19 protein-coding genes are annotated in these 17,188 nt (G+C 40.0%); 11 read left to right on the top strand and 8 right to left on the bottom strand.

Features of this window, described 5'->3' with window-relative positions; genetic code table 11:
* Nucleotide 1 precedes the first annotated feature (1 nt).
* Both ACP26M_RS08335 and ACP26M_RS08330 read left to right on the top strand, forming a co-directional pair.
* Complete coding sequence (locus ACP26M_RS08335; protein ID WP_426587854.1) at nt 2–796, top strand: DUF6438 domain-containing protein; 795 nt, start codon at nt 2–4, stop codon at nt 794–796.
* Nucleotides 797–872: 76 nt separating this feature from the next.
* Nucleotides 873–1,262: a hypothetical protein gene (locus tag ACP26M_RS08330; protein ID WP_426587852.1), complete on the top strand. Its 390-nt coding sequence runs from the start codon at nt 873–875 to the stop codon at nt 1,260–1,262.
* A gap of 29 nt (nt 1,263–1,291) precedes the next feature.
* On the opposite strand, the gene ACP26M_RS08325 is transcribed toward ACP26M_RS08330, so the two are convergent.
* From ACP26M_RS08325 to ACP26M_RS08310, 4 genes are all read right to left on the bottom strand, one after another.
* Nucleotides 1,292–1,570 (bottom strand): hypothetical protein, encoded by a 279-nt coding sequence (locus ACP26M_RS08325; protein WP_426587850.1) that lies wholly within the window; start codon nt 1,568–1,570, stop codon nt 1,292–1,294.
* Between the two features lie 25 nt (nt 1,571–1,595).
* Nucleotides 1,596–2,066, bottom strand: a complete 471-nt coding sequence (locus ACP26M_RS08320) for a ferritin-like domain-containing protein (RefSeq protein ID WP_426587848.1) — start codon at nt 2,064–2,066, stop codon at nt 1,596–1,598.
* A gap of 289 nt (nt 2,067–2,355) precedes the next feature.
* Complete coding sequence (locus ACP26M_RS08315) at nt 2,356–2,727, bottom strand: response regulator transcription factor (RefSeq protein ID WP_426587846.1); 372 nt, start codon at nt 2,725–2,727, stop codon at nt 2,356–2,358.
* Between the two features lie 79 nt (nt 2,728–2,806).
* Nucleotides 2,807–5,806, bottom strand: a complete 3,000-nt coding sequence (locus ACP26M_RS08310; protein ID WP_426587844.1) for a PAS domain-containing sensor histidine kinase — start codon at nt 5,804–5,806, stop codon at nt 2,807–2,809.
* 409 nt (nt 5,807–6,215) lie between these two features.
* Between ACP26M_RS08310 and kaiC the strand changes: the two genes are divergently transcribed.
* The 5 genes from kaiC (at nt 6,216) to ACP26M_RS08285 (ending at nt 11,114) form a co-directional block, all read left to right on the top strand.
* Nucleotides 6,216–7,964 (top strand): circadian clock protein KaiC, encoded by a 1,749-nt coding sequence (gene kaiC, locus ACP26M_RS08305; RefSeq protein ID WP_426587842.1) that lies wholly within the window; start codon nt 6,216–6,218, stop codon nt 7,962–7,964.
* On the top strand, nt 7,964–8,260 hold the full coding sequence (locus ACP26M_RS08300) for a circadian clock KaiB family protein (RefSeq protein ID WP_090526014.1): 297 nt from the start codon (nt 7,964–7,966) through the stop codon (nt 8,258–8,260). Before kaiC ends, ACP26M_RS08300 begins: the two co-directional genes overlap by 1 nt.
* Before the next feature lie 4 nt (nt 8,261–8,264).
* Nucleotides 8,265–8,582, top strand: a complete 318-nt coding sequence (locus ACP26M_RS08295; protein ID WP_354483383.1) for a circadian clock KaiB family protein — start codon at nt 8,265–8,267, stop codon at nt 8,580–8,582.
* A gap of 2 nt (nt 8,583–8,584) precedes the next feature.
* Nucleotides 8,585–10,252 carry a PAS domain-containing sensor histidine kinase gene (locus ACP26M_RS08290; protein ID WP_426587839.1) on the top strand — a complete coding sequence of 556 codons (1,668 nt, stop codon included), beginning with the start codon at nt 8,585–8,587 and terminating at the stop codon, nt 10,250–10,252.
* A gap of 85 nt (nt 10,253–10,337) precedes the next feature.
* The gene (locus ACP26M_RS08285; RefSeq protein ID WP_426587837.1) at nt 10,338–11,114 is read left to right on the top strand and encodes an enoyl-CoA hydratase/isomerase family protein; all 777 of its coding nucleotides are present in this window, start codon (nt 10,338–10,340) and stop codon (nt 11,112–11,114) included.
* A 173-nt stretch (nt 11,115–11,287) separates the two neighbouring features.
* On the opposite strand, the gene ACP26M_RS08280 is transcribed toward ACP26M_RS08285, so the two are convergent.
* On the bottom strand, nt 11,288–11,569 hold the full coding sequence (locus tag ACP26M_RS08280) for a hypothetical protein (protein WP_426587835.1): 282 nt from the start codon (nt 11,567–11,569) through the stop codon (nt 11,288–11,290).
* 92 nt (nt 11,570–11,661) lie between these two features.
* Between ACP26M_RS08280 and ACP26M_RS08275 the strand changes: the two genes are divergently transcribed.
* Nucleotides 11,662–13,347 carry a MutS-related protein gene (locus tag ACP26M_RS08275; protein WP_426587833.1) on the top strand — a complete coding sequence of 562 codons (1,686 nt, stop codon included), beginning with the start codon at nt 11,662–11,664 and terminating at the stop codon, nt 13,345–13,347.
* Between the two features lie 23 nt (nt 13,348–13,370).
* On the opposite strand, the gene ACP26M_RS08270 is transcribed toward ACP26M_RS08275, so the two are convergent.
* Both ACP26M_RS08270 and ACP26M_RS08265 read right to left on the bottom strand, forming a co-directional pair.
* Complete coding sequence (locus ACP26M_RS08270) at nt 13,371–13,658, bottom strand: chaperone modulator CbpM (RefSeq protein ID WP_090526009.1); 288 nt, start codon at nt 13,656–13,658, stop codon at nt 13,371–13,373.
* A 12-nt stretch (nt 13,659–13,670) separates the two neighbouring features.
* Nucleotides 13,671–14,594 carry a DnaJ C-terminal domain-containing protein gene (locus ACP26M_RS08265; RefSeq protein ID WP_426587830.1) on the bottom strand — a complete coding sequence of 308 codons (924 nt, stop codon included), beginning with the start codon at nt 14,592–14,594 and terminating at the stop codon, nt 13,671–13,673.
* 174 nt (nt 14,595–14,768) lie between these two features.
* On the opposite strand from ACP26M_RS08265, the gene ACP26M_RS08260 reads away from it, so the two are divergent.
* Nucleotides 14,769–15,281: a GNAT family N-acetyltransferase gene (locus ACP26M_RS08260; protein ID WP_426587828.1), complete on the top strand. Its 513-nt coding sequence runs from the start codon at nt 14,769–14,771 to the stop codon at nt 15,279–15,281.
* Between the two features lie 55 nt (nt 15,282–15,336).
* Here ACP26M_RS08260 and ACP26M_RS08255 read toward each other — a convergent pair whose 3' ends face one another.
* Entirely contained in the window at nt 15,337–16,026 is a 690-nt protein-coding gene (locus ACP26M_RS08255) for an HAD family hydrolase (protein WP_426587826.1), read from the bottom strand.
* A 204-nt stretch (nt 16,027–16,230) separates the two neighbouring features.
* On the opposite strand from ACP26M_RS08255, the gene ACP26M_RS08250 reads away from it, so the two are divergent.
* Nucleotides 16,231–16,590, top strand: coding sequence for a DUF1493 family protein (locus ACP26M_RS08250; protein ID WP_426587824.1), 360 nt, complete (start codon nt 16,231–16,233; stop codon nt 16,588–16,590).
* A 163-nt stretch (nt 16,591–16,753) separates the two neighbouring features.
* Nucleotides 16,754–16,957, top strand: coding sequence for a hypothetical protein (locus ACP26M_RS08245; protein WP_426587822.1), 204 nt, complete (start codon nt 16,754–16,756; stop codon nt 16,955–16,957).
* The last annotated feature ends 231 nt before the right edge of the window (nt 16,958–17,188 follow it).

Genomic DNA, 17,188 nt, shown 5'->3' with positions numbered 1-17,188 from the left:
CATGAAAAGCGTATCACTGCTTATCTTATTTCTGACTATCCTGTGCGGCCCGGTAATGGGCCAGCATGCTACTGTTGAATCAGAACAGTGGATAACCGAAGATCTCGGTTATCTTTATTTTAATAGCGGCAAGGTTTATTTTAATTTGGATGGATATAAGAAACACGAAAACAAATACAAAATAGAGCATGATACGCTTAAAATAATTGATACATATACTACCAGTGCAGATAATTTTAAGCAACAGCATATTGATGTTTCTAAGTTTATCATCAACTATTTCGATGGTAAAAAACTTACAATCAAAGCTGTTAATGATAATGCCATAAAATTAGCTGGTCGCCCTCCCTTGCAGTTTAAAAACTATAAATCCAGTTTCGATAACGGGATCAAATTTTCAAAACTTCGTTTCCTATCCTCAACCTGTTATGGCAATTGCCCTCAATTACTGATCAACATTTGGGCTGATGGTACGTATCGTTTAAAAGGGGGCGAATTTGCGGATCCCTACAAAGGTGATTATGCCGGGAAGCTCACTAACCAGCAACTTGATAGTCTGAACTATTGGCTAAAACGGAGCGAGTTAAAAAAAATGTACGATTGGAAACAGAGCAGTCAGGTTACAGATGCACCTAATTATTACCTGGATATCGATTTTGAAAACAATAAGGACAAACTTACGCTAACTACCAATGATCCACCTTTTAGCCTAACCGGTTTGGTTACCTTCTTAGTGGAGTCCTTTAAAAAAGTAAACCTCACGAAAATTAAAGAAGGTGAGAAGCCGGCAAACTAAACAGGCGATGGTCATGATATAAATGTTTGCTTACCTGCTAAGTTTTTGTAGCTTAGTTTAGCAAATAAAATCTCCGATGAAAACAAAAACCAAGGTGATTATCAGCCTCATATTACTACTGATTATAGTGGGCTTTTTTTACTATCGATATTATTTTGTTTTTGGCGAGGGAACCAAAGCCGGTACCATGAACTATTTTGTAAAGAAAGGTTACGTATTTAAAACTTATGAAGGCCGACTAATTCAAAGCGGACTCCGCACACAGGTTACAGGGGGCACAATTGGCTCAAATGAATTTATATTTTCGGTAACCGACGAAAAAGTAGCAAAAGAACTGAGCAGCAACGCAGGCTCATTTTTAGAACTTCACTATAAAGAATACCTGCACACGCTGCCATGGAGAGGGGTGAGCGTTTTTGTAGTTGACAGCGTAGTTTCGGCCAAACCACTTGCGCCAGGTATGTAATAAAATAAAATGCATTAACTACAACCTGCTTAAGCCTTAACCAGGTTGTAGTTTAACTCGCCGTTTTGTTTGGTGATCTTTACCAATCCCCGGTCAAAAAGATAATCAAGTACTTCAATCGTGTTTTTCTCGTGTGTAAAAGTATTTACCGCAGGTTCGTATTCCTTTAGCTTCAATGCAATATCAGCTACTGTTGCATGTTTTAATTGAGACAGCGTGTAAATTACCTTATCCTGTGTGCAGGCAACCTTAGCGTATTGACCAGGTATGCGGCATGCCGAAAAAAATGATTGATTTGAATTGTTCATTTGCTCAATATAACAAAAATTATGATCAGGCATTAACCGTATCTCTTAACGATTTAATGGTATCATGCGCTTTTTTTAAACCTTCTAAATGGTTATTAAGCAGGGTTACAACCTGCTCATCTTCCCATATCAGCTCCTTATCATCAAGCGCGGCGCGATAAGCTTTTTTTGCTATATCCTCGCCATATTCGCAATTCGAAAGTATCGAGCGACTGTCTTTACTGACAAAAACCGATTTTACATCCATCCAGGCGTGATAAAATTTTCCCGCGAGGGTAGTACCGTCGGCAGGATCTCCTCCTAATACGTGGATGTAATCGCGTATTTCACTAACGTAGTTTTTGCTTTGATCAATATATTCATTGAAAAGTAAATTCAATCCGGCTTCATCTGTTGCTTCGGTTGCTTTTTGATATCCGGCTATTCTATCGTTATTTATTTTGATCAGATCATTTAACGCTGAGATCTGGTGTTGCACGTGCTGTAAAACTCCCATGGCTTTGTTATTTTGTTTAAATAAATAACATATCATTTGGGTTAATGTTTTTGTATTTTAATTAGATGCTTACTTGCTAAATAGTCATTGAGCTACATGAATCGGTGACTGGATACACAGCACAGTCAGGGCTCTTCCCGAGGAGGGGTAACAGCATTTCAGCATGTTACTTTTATTGATTTTAAAGGTGCGTTTAAGCAACGGGAAGAACCGGCAACCAGGTGAGACGGTCGCCATAAGGTTCTGTCCGAAGAGGGGTAATTGTTATTTAGTTGATTGATATTGATTATTAAGGTTTTTGAACAAAATGGGCCACTTTTTTTAGTAACTCATTCATATCAAAAGGCTTGGCTAAAAAGTCGTCGGCACCCGCCATCATTGCAGAATCACGTATATCGCGACTTGCCGATATCATGATAACAGGTATATCTTTAGTTAGCTTGTCTTGCTTTAGCTTCTTGCAGATATAGCGACCGTCTTCGCCGCTCATCCAGATATCTAACAGTAGCAAATCGGGGAGTTCGTCTTTCATATCAAGTACTGTTGTACCATCTACGGTTGAGGTTACCTCGTAGCCTTCAAATTCAAGCAGCATTTCCATAGCATCAACAATGCCGGGGTCATCATCTGCAATCATGATTTTCTTGTTCTTTGTATCCATCTTAGGCGTAAGGGCTTGGTTAAACCCTCTGAAATTAGCTGTGATAAACTTACCTGAATTGTAAACTATCTAACAATGATTAACTGTTAGCATCATCTACAGGTAATGCAAAGCAAAAAGTAGACCCTTTGCCTTCAATGCTGTTTACCCACATTCTGCCGCCTTCACGCTTGATAATTTCTGACGAGATGTATAATCCCAACCCCAAACCGGGGAAAGTATGCTGCTTGTTCCCACTTACGCGGTAAAATTGCTCAAATACCCGGTCCTTCTTGTCTTCGGGTATCCCGATACCAAAATCCTGCACACAAACAATCACCTCATTGTTTTCGCGGCGAGTGTTGATGATGATGGAATCGGTATGAGGCGAATATTTGATAGCATTTGTAATAAAGTTGGTAATAACCTGGCTTACACGATCTTTGTCTGAATAAATACGGCCAGTTGGGGTAAAGTTTTGGATAAGCTTATGTTTTTGAGTAGTGTGCTGCAGGTCTTCAACAGTTTCCTGCAGGGTTTCATTAAAATCGAACCATGTTTTATTGAACTGTAGCCTGCCCGAGTTAATCTTGGTAACATCAAGCAAATCACCTATGAGGTTTGTTAGCCGGTTGATCTGGGCATCCATTCTAAGCACCATTTCGGCCTTTTTATGTTCTCCTTCTTTGGCAAGCATAGCGCCCAATACCTGGGCATATGCTTTTATGCTGGTAACAGGAGTTTTCAATTCATGACTTGCAATACCTAAAAAATCGTCTTTTTGACGCTGAAGTTGTTTCTGCTCATCAATATCTGTATTAGTGCCAAACCATTTAATGATCTTACCGTCAATTATGAAAGGTAAAGCCCTGGACAAATGCCACTTGTAGTTTTGATCTTTATCTTTTAATCTAAATTCACATTGGTAAACATTACCCGTCTTCACTGCATAGTTCCAAGCCTCAACACAAGCATCCCTATCATCAGGATGAATAGCATTGAGCCAGGATTCTGCTATTTCATTTGCTTGGGCACCAAAATAATCTACAGCACGTTGATTAAAGTAGTCGACCTGACCATCCGTGCGGGCCGTCCAAAGTTGCACCGGCATAAAACCAGTAACAAACTCAAACTGCCTGATCTGGTTATTCAATTCCCTGTTACGTAATTTCACTTCGCTTTCGGCAAGTGTTTTATCGGTAACATCGGTACAGGCACCTATGTACCCGGTAAATTCCCCCTGCTCATTATATTGCGGATTGCCGGTGGCTATACACCATCTTATTTCACCATCCCGGCGTGTGATCCTAAAATCAACTTCATAGAACCGGCGGGCATTTAAATCGGCTAAGAACTTTTCACCGGCCCTGGTTCTGTCTTCTTCTAAAAGTGCGTTGATCCACCCTGCGCCCATATTATCCTCATATTTAATACCAGTCCAATCAACCCAGGTTTGATTTACGTAAGTAATATTACCTTGAGCATCGGCCATCCAAAGTACTGTTGGCGATGCATTAGTGATGTTTTTAAGCAATCTTTCACTATCAGTAAGGGCTTTTTTATCGGCAATTTCCCTTCGCAGATCCCTTGCAATTGAAGCCCGGCCCTGTGGCAAGCCGGTTACAGCGTCATAAACCAGCATGGTGGTGCCGTACACAGGTATGGCTTCGCCGGTTTGGAAATGACGGTAAAGTACTTCACCGCTCCATTTACCATGCTTCATTAAAATTGGATTTACTTTGTCCCTCAGCTTATCAAGCTCATCAGGCATTAAATATTCGCTGTTGTGCCTCCTGTGCTCGTTGGCGCCTTTGATACCCAACATTTTTCGCCCGGCGGTATTTACGTAAGTTACATTACCATCAAGGTTGGATAGGCTTACAAAATCTGAGCTATGGTTAATAAGCGACAATAATTTATACTGTTCATTTCTTGCCGCTTTTTCAGGGCGCAGGTCTCGGGCTACGGATGCCATACCAATAGGCAAGCCATTTAACGGATCATCGATTCTGAAACAGTTAACGTAAACCGGAATATTTTCTCCTGTCTTAAAATGCCGGTAGTGCATTTCACCTTCCCACTTACCATACTGCTGTACCGCGGGGTTTATCTCATTATTTACTTTGTCTGCTTCATGATCTGCAAAATATTCAACGCCGGGTTTTAAAGCTTCTTTTGTACTCCCAATACCTAATATAGTGTAGGCTGTTTTATTGATATAGGTTACAGAACCATCCATGCTGCCTACTGCAACCACGTCGGCTGTTTTATCAATCAGTGCAATCAGTTTTTGTTGTTCTTGTTTATCTAATATTTCGCGGGTTATATCCTGTACGGTACCTGCAAAGCGGATAGGCTCATGATTATCGTTAAAGTAAGCCCTACCTTTTAGGTGGATCCAATATTTCAGGTGTCCTGTGTCATCAACGGTGCGGACGATTATATCATAATTTCCATTGCTTACAGGATCATAAGCCTGCATTACTGCCGTTCGCAAGCGTTGCTCATCTTCCGGGTGGACAAATTTCAACAGATCATCATACTTTATTTCATCGTCTTTTCGAAAACCGCAAAGTTCTTTACAGCGGTCGTCCCATGTTGCGGTTTGTAATCTGGGGTTTAAATCCCAGGTACCCAGTTCGGCAGCTTGCAAGGCAAATTGAGCACGCTGTTCACTTTCAACCAGCTTTTTACGGGTGTTAACCAGTTCGGTAACATCTGTTGCTGTATTCAACACGCCCCAAATTTCACCCTCGGCATTCTGTAATGGTTTAAAAGTAAAGTCGAAGTAAAATTCTTCAAGTTTATCGTCAACCATAACATCAACCTTTTGCTCTTTCCACTTATAAGCCGTACCGTTATAGTATACATTTGATAATATTGCATGAAAACCCGGCTCTTTGAATTCGGGCAGCAGATTAAAGTAATTATGCCCAATAACATCATCGCCCTTCCCCCATATATCTATCATGGCTTTATTAGCAATCCTGATCTCCATTGTTTCGCCAATATATAATGCTACCGGGGTAGGAGATTCCCTGATCAGCATACGAAAAATATCTTCGTTTAATTGTTGACGAATGCCGGCGTCGTTATTCATTATATAAATAATATTTATAAATATAGGCTATAATAATTAAGATCAAAATCTCAATTCATACCTCATAATTTTCAATTAATGAAGTATGCCGTTATATTAACATAGCTGCAGTTATTGATAAAAAGGGGTTACAGAAGCGTATACCTGGTTTTTAAACAGTGATACCTGTATAAATGTTTAAATCTGTTTTTGGAGAATTTGATGGTATGGGATTCAATGGTTTGTATAATCAGGAGAGTTACTTGTATTAATAGTGCGGTAATTTCACCACGTTTTTTGTTTTTTTACTTCACAAAATCAATTATACCAAAACAATTTTATAAGTATTACTATTACCATACCAATAAAACAAAATCCTGTATACTTGATGGTTGTGGTATACGGGTAGTTTAAACAGATTGGATTTATTATGACCAAATTGCATAAAAAACAGCAGCTTATAACGTTTGATCAATTGCCCAAAACTCCTACCGGTATTACCGGTTTAGATGAAATAACGGGCGGTGGTTTACCTAATGGAAGACCAACGCTGATATGTGGGGAAGCGGGTTGTGGTAAAACACTTATGTCCCTTGAGTTTATCGTGAGGGGTGCTACTGAGTTTAATGAGCCCGGTGTATTTATGGCTTTTGAAGAAAAAGCAGATGAACTGGCTTCAAACGTAGCATCGCTGGGCTTTGATTTACTTAAACTCCAGGATGATAAGAAATTAAGACTTGATCATGTGCATATAGATCGAAGCGAGATTGAGGAGACGGGCGAATATGACCTGGAAGGTTTGTTTATCCGCTTAGGCTTCGCTATTGATAGCATCGGGGCAAAAAGAGTAGTACTGGATACTCTTGAAAATCTTTTTTCGGGTTTATCAAACCAAACTATATTGAGGGCCGAGCTTAGAAGGCTTTTTGCTTTTTTAAAGGAAAAAGGTGTAACTGCTATTATAACCGGCGAAAAAGGTGACGGCTCTTCATTAACCCGGCAGGGGCTTGAAGAATACGTTTCAGATTGTGTGATCCTGCTTGATCACAGGGTTATAAATCAGATCTCAACCCGTCGTTTGCGCGTGGTAAAATATCGCGGCACACAGCATGGTACCAACGAATATCCCTTTTTAATTGATGAAGATGGCATTTCTGTACTTCCGGTCACATCTTTAAGCCTGGAAAAAGAAGTCTCATCCGAACGAATTTCATCGGGGATACCCTCTCTTGACAGCATGTTTGGAGGCAAAGGTTTTTTTCAGGGCAGCAGTATCCTCGTTTCGGGCACGGCGGGTACCGGTAAAACAAGCATTGCGGCCAGCTTTGCCAATGAGGTTTGCGGCAACAAAAAGAGGTGCCTTTATTTTGCGTTCGAGGAGGCACCTAAGCAGATACTTCGCAACATGAAATCAATCAATCTCGACCTGCAAAAACACATTGACAACGGCTTGCTTGAGTTTCATGCCTCGCGTCCTACGCTTTACGGTATTGAAATGCACCTCGTTGCTATTTACAAGATCATTAAAAGATTTAAGCCCGCAGCGGTGATCCTCGACCCGATTACAAACCTCATTACGGTGGGTTCGGTAAGTGAAGTAAAATCGATGCTGATAAGGCTGATAGATTTTTTACAGGACGAACAGATCACGGTTATGTTTACCGCACTTAGTTTAAATACGGTAGTAAGCGAACAAACCGACGAAGGCGTGTCGTCGTTAGTTGATACCTGGCTGCTCGTAAGGGATATTGAATCGAATGGTGAACGTAACCGGGGGTTATACATTATGAAGTCGCGTGGGATGAGTCATTCAAACCAGGTACGCGAGTTTACCATTACCGATAAGGGGTTAAGCCTGGTTGATGTTTATCTTGGCCCCGATGGCGTGCTCACAGGATCGGCAAGGGAAGCACAAAAATTAAGGGAAAAAACAGGCGTGGCACTAAGAGAGTTTGCTATATCCCGTAAAGATAAAGAGATATTGCGCCGGCGTATGATGCTTGAATCAAAAATTGCAAGCTTGCAGGCCGAATTTGAATCGACAGAGGAGGAATTGAACAAAATATACCTGGAAGAAGAGTTGAAACAGAATATTATAGAAAGAAACCGCCAGGAGATAACCGACATCCGCCGAGGAAATGCGGATACGCATAAAAGTAAATCAAAAAGTAAAAAATAATGGAACTGGATGAAGTTATAAAATATGAGTTAAGGCTGTATGTGGCGGGCAAAACTGCTAAATCAGTTACCGCGCTCACCAACCTAAAAAAATATTGTGAAGAACATTTAAAAGGTCAGTATGTTATTGAAGTAATTGACTTGCTGCAGCAGCCTCAACTGGCCGAAGGGGATCAAATATTTGCAATTCCCACGCTGGTAAGAAAAGTACCTGAACCGATTCGCAAAATAATAGGCGACTTGAGCAACGAGGAAAAAGTTTTGGTTGGATTGAATATAATACCAGTAAGTAAATAGTTACATGACCGAGCAAAGCCAATTGCCTTTAGATCAAGGAGAAAACCAGTTTTTTCGATTGCGTTTATTTGTAATTGGGGCGTCGCCCAATTCTGTCAGGGCAATAGCCAACTTAAAAATTATTTGTGAGCAATATCTTAAGCCTAATTACGAGTTGGAGATAATCGACGTTTATCAGCAACCACTTATTGCCGAAAAAGAACAGATCATAGCATTGCCTTTACTTATTAAAAAATCTCCCGGCATCGAACGCAAGCTTATCGGAGATATGTCAAACACAGACAAAGTTTTAAAAGGACTGGGAATACTTACAGAAAGCTAATTATGGAGCCGGACAAACTTACATATGAGCAGTTGCTTGCGGAAAACAATAAGCTTCGTTATCAGTTAGAAGAAGCTACCGACACCATTTCTGCTATTCGTAATGGTCAGGTTGATGCCTTTATAGTTAAAGATGATGAAGGCCACCAGCTTTATACACTGAAAACGGCCGATCAAACCTACCGCGTTTTCATTGAAAAAATGAACGAAGGAGCGGTTACGTTGAATGGTGAGGGTACTATATTATATAGCAATTCGAGCTTTGCGGCTATGGTTGATGAACCGTTGGAAAAAGTGATCGGCCTGAATTTTGAAATTTTTGTAGCCGAAGTTTCCGTTGAGAAGTATAAGCAGATAATCAGGGATGGCTGGAATGCCGATTGCAAGGGCGAGGTTTTGTTATCAAATCGGGATGGTAAACTAACGCCGTGTTTATTATCATGTACCACGCTTGACCTTGATGAAGGAACGGCGTTGAGTTTGATCCTGACCGATTTGACTGCTCAAAAGGAAACCGAGTGGGAACTGAAGATTAAAAATGATCAGCTGGAAGAAGCCCAGAATATTGCCGAAAGGCTGAATAATGATCTGGAAGATACTGTAAGGGAGCGTACCAATGATCTGCTTATCAGCCGGGAACATTTTAAGCTGCTGGCTAATAACATTACTCAAATGACCTGGACAAATTTGCCGGGTGGCGAAGTTGATTTTTATAATCAGCGCTGGTTTGATTATACGGGCAGGCGATATGGAGAAACAGCAGGCTGGGGCTGGCAACAGATTGTACACCCCGATGATCTGCAAAAAACAATGAGTGCTTACCTCGAATCTTTGCAAAGCGGGAGTATTTTTGAACTGGAAAATAGGTATCTCCGATGGGATAATACTTATCGCTGGCACCTTAACCGGGCAGTGCCGCTAAGAGATGATAACGGAGAAATTCTTTTTTGGGTAGGTACCGCGACGGATATCGAAGAACAAAAAAAGCAGCTTGATTTGAAGGATGAGTTTATTGGTGTGGCCAGCCATGAACTTAAAACACCTTTAACCAGTTTAAAAGGTTATTTGCAGCTTATTTCGGCTTATAAAAAAGAGGAAGTACCCTCAATAGTAAAACAATATATTGAAAAGGCCGGGACTGCTTTAAATAAGCTTCAGCGTTTGGTTAACGATTTGCTTGATGTAAGCAAGATTCATGCGGGAGGGCTTGAATATGCCATGGCGAAAGTAAATCTTCGTGACCTGGTAGCGTCAACTTTAGAAAACGCCATCCACCTATACCCTGAATTTAATTTTATCAATAAATCGGAAAATGATTTTTTTATAGAGGGAAATGCCGGGCGACTGGAACAGGTACTCGTAAATTTCATTAACAACTCTGTAAAATATTCAACCGAGAATAAAAATATCATTATTGAAACCCGGAATATAAACGGAAAAGTGCGTGTATCAGTAACGGACTTTGGCATCGGATTGTCGGCCGCACAGATCGAGCATATTTTTGAGCGGTTTTATCGTGTAGAGGATAAAAAGTTTATGACGAGCGGCCTTGGCATGGGGCTTTATATCTCGGCTGAGATCATTAATAATCATAACGGTGCTATAGGGGTTGAAAGCGAGCTTGGCAAAGGCGCTACTTTTTATTTTGAACTGCATTTGCTTGAAAATTAAACATTGTTAATTTCGGTTCAAAATTGCAGTTGACATAAATACTTCTGATATTGGTTAGAAAGCCATCTTATATAGAAAAATAAATATGTCTGCCGAAAACGAAAATATATCCCTTACAAATGAGCCTGATGGTGTAACCACCATTTGTTTTTATCATCCGGCACAAAACTCCCTGCCCTCGGCGCTGTTAAAACAACTTACCAATGCGGTATTCAGTGCCGGTAATAACCCGGAAACAAAAGTCATTGTTTTAAAGAGCGCGGGAGATCGTACTTTTTGCGCAGGTGCAAGCTTTGACGAACTGTTGCAAATTAAGGATAGGGAAGCCGGGGCTTTATTTTTTGAAGGGTTTTCCAACGTGATTAGTGCCTGCCGCAAATGTCCTAAAATAATAATTGCGAGGGTGCAGGGTAAAGCAGTTGGAGGAGGGGTTGGACTTGCCGCCGCTGCTGATTATTGCCTGGCCAGCGAGGCGGCATCAATAAAGTTAAGCGAGCTTACCATAGGTATTGGCCCCTTTGTGATAGCCCCCGCTGTGATCCGTAAAATAGGGTTATCGGCATTTTCCCAACTCACGATCAGGGCTTCAGATTTTCAAACTGCCCAATGGGCAAAACAAAATGGCTTGTATAATGAGGTTTATGAAGATACCCCAAGCCTTGATGCCGCTGTATATGAGCTTACTCAAAAATTAGCTTCATATAACCCGGCAGCACTTGCAGGCTTAAAACAAGTGCTTTGGGAAGGAACTGCTAATTGGGATGATTTGCTTAAACAACGTGCGGCTATAAGCGGTGAATTGGTTTTATCGGAATTTACGCAACAGGCATTACATTCTTTTTTTAAGGATAGATCAAAGTAACATTTGAGCAATGATTTCCGGCATTTTCACACAATACATCAGCTACTTGTCATTTTTAGCGGGTTTTAACATTGTGCATTTGAATAGTATTGGTTAAACCATGTGGCTATTTTATACTGGCATAGTTACTTCTTATTATAAGAAAGCCTCCGGCAATACGGAGGCTTTATACTTTACCAGTGCCTGCAGTAACGATGAACACGGTAGTGCCTTTGATAGTATACTGGCGCGTCATAATATCTTGTTGCGTAATAGCGCGGACGACCATAATAAACAGGACGGTCATAATAGACGTCTCTGCCATAGTAAACAGGAGTTCCGTAATATCCGCTTGTGTAAACTACCCTATGATAAGGACGGCCAAAATGTGCGCTTATACTTATGCTTTGAGCTTTTGCAAGTTGAAATGAAAACATCACCACAAACGCTATTATTGAAAATCGGATAAATTTCATGGTCATAAATTTTAGTTAATACCTCAATTGTAATACATAATTATGACTGGCGATGGTTGAGTTGGTTTAATTAAAATTTTATATTTTTAAACATGTATTACTTTGTTTTTTCTGCTATAGTTATCATTATCATAGCCGGAGTGCTTTATATTAAGTCATATTATGATAAATTACGCTGGGCAAAAAGTCGGCTGATAAAAATACAGGAGAAGTGGGGCCAACCTGTTAACGCCCGCCGAAACTTTGACTTAATAAAGATTTACCTGGATTCGGCAGATAGTAAAAACAAGCTTTCGGCTCAAACAGCTGACGATCTTGACCTGATAAGTGTTTTCAATTATATCGACAGAACAAACAGTAAGCCCGGCAAACAATACCTGTTTAATTTAGTACATCACCCCACAACCGATCTTGATGTTTTGCATGACCTTGATAATGATATTGAGGATCTTAATATGGATATACCCGGCCGCGAACTGCTTGAAGTGGAATTGTCAAAACTTAACCACCCCGATGCTTATTTTATAGCCGATCTTTTTCTCAAGACACACGCACCAGTATTTGCATCGGTAATTAATTTTTATATAAAGGTTTCACCTTTTCTGATCCTAGCTGCGTTATTATCGCTGATTGTTATTCCTAACATTTTCAGCTTTATCTTTTTGCTATTGTTGTTTGCGTACAACATTGTTATTTACTTCAGCAACCGCAAGGCTATTTCAGGGTGTACCAAGTCGTTACCACAATTGCTGGTTATGCATAAAGTTGCAGTGGCGTTAGTTAAAAGCGGAAAATTTGGTCAGGTACCCGAGGTAAAGCAGTCTCTGACCAGCCTAAGGGGTTTAAAACGAGCGCTTAAGTTTGTAAATATAGAAAGTGGCTTCGTGAACAGTAAAAGTGATATTGCTTACGCAGTCTTCCATTTGTTTAAACTGCTTTTTGTGATTGAGCCCAATACTTATATATCATCATTAAAACAAGTCAGTAAATACCGCGACGATATTAAAGAAGTGTATAAATTTATTGGCCGGGCCGATACGCTGATAGCCATACAATCGGTACGCGACGGTATGCCTTTTTTTTCAAAGCCCGCGTTTACGGGTGCTGATGGCAAAATAGAGATTACCGAACTTTTTCACCCATTGGTAGCTAACTGTGTAACCAATTCCCTTTATACAACTGATGCGGACAGGGGGGCATTGATCACTGGGTCAAACATGTCTGGCAAAACTACATTTATTAAAGCGCTGGCATTAAATACGCTACTGTCGCAAACCATATTTACAAGTTGTGCAAAGGCCTATAAGGCTCCTTTTCTCAAAATACAAACCAGCATCAAAACCAGCGATAACATAGATGAGCACAAGAGTTATTTCCAGGCACAGGCCTTAGCTATTTTAAATATCATCGATGGCAGTTCTCAGAAAGAAGATGTAAAAAGCCTGGTGATCATCGATGAGATTTTCAGGGGTACCAATACCATCGAACGTATAGCGGCGGCTAAGTCTGTGCTTTCGTACATTACCGCTAACCAAAATTTTGTTTTTGTATCAACCCATGACCTTGAGCTGGCCGAACTGCTCGACGAAGATTTTGTTGTATATTCCTTTTCAGAATCAAAAGATGGGCGCATACTGGTATTTGACTATATCCTGAAGCAAGGCCTGCTTAAAAACACTAACGGAATCGCCATACTCAAATCCATGGGATATCCAGAACGTGTTATCGATGAAGCTAATATTGTAAGCGAGCGGATGATGAATAAATATTTGGTTTAAGCATTACTGAAAAGATAGCTTTCTTATTCATATAAGCTCAACCTGTTTTTTAAATACCGCATATCTTCCTGTAATTTTTCCACCCGGTCAAGCAAGTGGGAGATAGCTTCAATGCCGGCTACGTTAATATCCAATTCGTACAGGCTCACCAGTTTTTCCAACTTTTGAAGCTCAGTTTGAGGGATGAAGACGATTTCATTAATGATGGTTACCTCAACCAGGCCCGCTTCATGTAAAGATGTAATGAACGTGTATTCAACATTATGATATACACAAAAATCGTTTGCTGCTATTAATTCTGCTGTTTTCATAATGATTTTAATTTAGGTTGAGGATTTTGCCAGTTCTTCAAATAATTGTTTCTGTTTTTCGGTGAGGTTGGTAGGAGTTTGGATATCATAGGTCAGGTACAGATCGCCAAATTCATTTTCTTTTTTGTAAACGGGCATACCTTTGCCTTTGAGCTTTACTTTAGTGCCGTTTTGAGTTTCGGGTTTTACTTTCACCTTAACTTTGCCGTTTAATGTATCGGCAGTTATTTCTCCACCTAAAACTGCAGTGTACAGGTCAAGTTTCAAGGTGGTGTACAAATTATTACCATCACGCTTAAAATTTGTATCAGGTGCAACATTAAACTGAATATACAGATCTCCGGCGGGACCGCCGTTTACACCCGGGGCTCCATGCCCGGCTATTTTGATAGTTTGCCCGTTTTCAATACCTGCGGGTATGGTTATCCGGATGTTTTTGCCATTGACAGTCAAGGTTTGCTTATGTGTTTCAAGAACGTCTTGAAGGTTTAAACTTAACGAGGCGTTATAGTCCTGCCCGCGGTATTTTGCCTGCCTGCCGCTACGTGCGCCTCCTGCACCGCCAAACATCGATTGAAAGAAATCTGAAAAATCGTCACTTCCAAACCCTTCGGCACTGCCAAATCCTTCGGCTCCGGTAAAGCCCCCATACCCACCAAAACCTCCCTGTGCGCCAGCCTGTTGGCGCGCCTGTTGTTCGTATGCTTCGCCATGCTGCCAGTTCTCGCCATATTTGTCGTATTTCTTTCGCTTTTCCGGGTCACTTAATACTTCATTTGCTTCGTTTAGCTGCTGGAATTTTTTGTGGGCATCTTCGTCGTTAGGGTTAAGATCGGGGTGATATTTGCGGGCCAGTTTACGGTAAGCATTTTTAATATCCTTTTCGGATGCATTTTTATCGAGCTCTAATACTTTGTAGTAATCTATAAAAGCCATGGCGGGATTTAATATAAACAGATGTGTTATTAACTACTAAATATACAGCTTGGTTTTAAAACTTATGGCTTTTTTAATGTCATTTGATAATAGTGCGCAGACTTTAAAAATATGGCTTATAACCTTTTATTTAAAGTTCGCAAATACTACCTTTGGCCTCCTTAAATTAATCATATGCCTGTAATAACCCAAGCTACCCTTACCGACGTACCCGAACTTAATGTTTTAGTAAACAGCGCTTACCGTGGTGAAAGCTCCAAACGGGGTTGGACAACTGAGGCCGACTTAATTGGTGGTGCCCGCATTGATGAAGAAACTCTGACGGGGTATATGAATGATGAAAATATCATCATTTTAAAGCATACTGATGAGGAAGGCAATATTACAGGTACTGTTTATCTTGAAGTCAGAACTCCAAAGTTGTATGTTGGCATGTTTAGTGTATCGCCATTTTTGCAGAATAAAGGTGTGGGCCGCGCGCTGATAGAAGAAGCTGAAGTTTACGCGCGTAAATATAACTGCAATACTTTGACTATGACGGTAATCAGCATCCGCTCCGAACTGATAAGCTGGTATGAGCGCCGCGGCTACAAGCCAACCGGCGAAATTCAGCCTTTTCATGCACATGGCCGTTTTGGGGATGCCAAGCAGCATATTGAGCTGATTGTAATGGAGAAGAGCGTTTAAGTCCTAAGTCAAAAGTTAAATTGGTATAATCGACTTAGGATTCAAGATTTAGGACTTAGAACTTCACAAATTCCAACACCTCACTGATCTTATCCGCCTGTTTAAAGTTTTTGTGCGTTAAAACGGTTTCGACATGTTCGTGTGCCCATGTTGTATGATAGGGTACGTGAACAGCATGCCCGCCAATGTTGATCACGGGCATTACATCTGATTTTAAGGAATTGCCGATCATCATAAACTCATCGGGATTGATGTCAAGATGTTTGATCAGCTTGATATAGTCATCCTCCTTTTTATCACTCATAATTTCGATATGGTGAAAGTAATGTGCGAGCCCTGATTTTTTGAGCTTCCGCTCCTGGTCAAGCAGATCGCCTTTGGTAGCTACCACCAGCCTGTAATGATCTTTTAATGAGGATAAAACATCTTCTACCTCGTTCAGTAACTCTATCGGTTGATTAAGCATATCCTTACCATATTGTATTATGGTTTCCACTACATCAACGCTGATATTTTTTTCAGAAATGCTCAATGCTGCTTCTATCATGCTGAGGATATAGCCTTTTATCCCGTAGCCATAAAGCGGGAGGTTATCAACCTCAACCTTGAAAAGCTCTTTGGAAATAGTGTGCTGTGGCGAAAAATTTTCGAGCAGGCTGCAAAACCTTTCTTCGGTGGCTTGAAAGTAAGGTTCATTTACCCAAAGGGTGTCGTCGGCATCAAAGGCAATTACTTTTAAGTTCATTTGAGTATCTGGTTTACCTGGTACAATAATAATACATCAGGTTGATTTTAGTAGTATAAGGCACCGTTATCCAGTAATAAATATTTAACATTTATTAACTATCAGGTTCAATTTAAACGATTTAAAAATAAAGTAAATTTGTATGCAACCTTATTTCAAAAGCTACGTCTCATAACTTAAATGGTCAAATTAACATTCGTTTAAATGGAAGAGATACTGCCACCCTTAAAAGAATTTATAGTTGATTATTGCAACAGGTATAAGATACATAAGGTTGATCCGCTCAGCCTGAGCCTCGATACCAGTATCGATCTTGATCTGGATATTTTTGACATTGAGATAGACCTTTTTCTCGCCGATTTTGCCGAACAGTTCAATATAGATCCATCTAAATTCAGTTGGTATAAATATGGCTATCCCAAAGGCTCAACCCGGGTAAAAGTTATTAAACTGATGTTTGGCTATAATACAACATGGGTTAAACAACTGGCCCAATACTGTTACACCCCCAAATTTAAAGTACGTAACCTGCAAGATGCCGTTAAAACGGGCAAATTGGTTTAATGATAAGATGTGCTTCTAATCAAAATCGATGAAATCAAGAAATAATCGGTAAAACCTCGCAATAAAAATCAGCGAAATCAACGTAATCAGAAATAATCGATAATAGTGTAAAATTTAAAATTAAAGATATTACAGGTAATGGAAAAGATGCTTTGCTATCTATATGAATATTGAAGTAGAAGATGTCGAATATAACTTAAAATGCGAAGCAGACCTCAATAATAATCAAACAAGAACTGTTATTATCCTTGTTGATGTTTATGATAAAAAACAAAACATAGGTGGATATAGTAAAGATTGTAAAGAGATTAATGCATTAGCAGACAAGCTCTATAGAGATATTTTAGTCTCCTTGGGAAGTAAATAAAGTACCGAAGTAAACAGCTTCAATCAGGGTTATGAAAATAAAAAAAGTCGCCAATAAAATTGACAACTTGCTTAAAAAAGTCATCCCTACTTTATAAATCTCGAACTATTTTCTATTTGATTTACGTTTATTTGCGGATTAAGACTTATAACCCCAAAGTAACTATAATATTCGGGCACCTTCGCCAGATAATATATAATGTTTTTTTTTGCAACTTGTTAAATGAAAGCA

Origin of the sequence: Mucilaginibacter sp. R-33 (assembly GCF_049949235.1) — a bacterium.
In the GTDB taxonomy this organism is placed as follows: Bacteria; Bacteroidota; Bacteroidia; order Sphingobacteriales; family Sphingobacteriaceae; genus Mucilaginibacter.
This window is presented reverse-complemented; position numbering and strand designations above follow the sequence as displayed.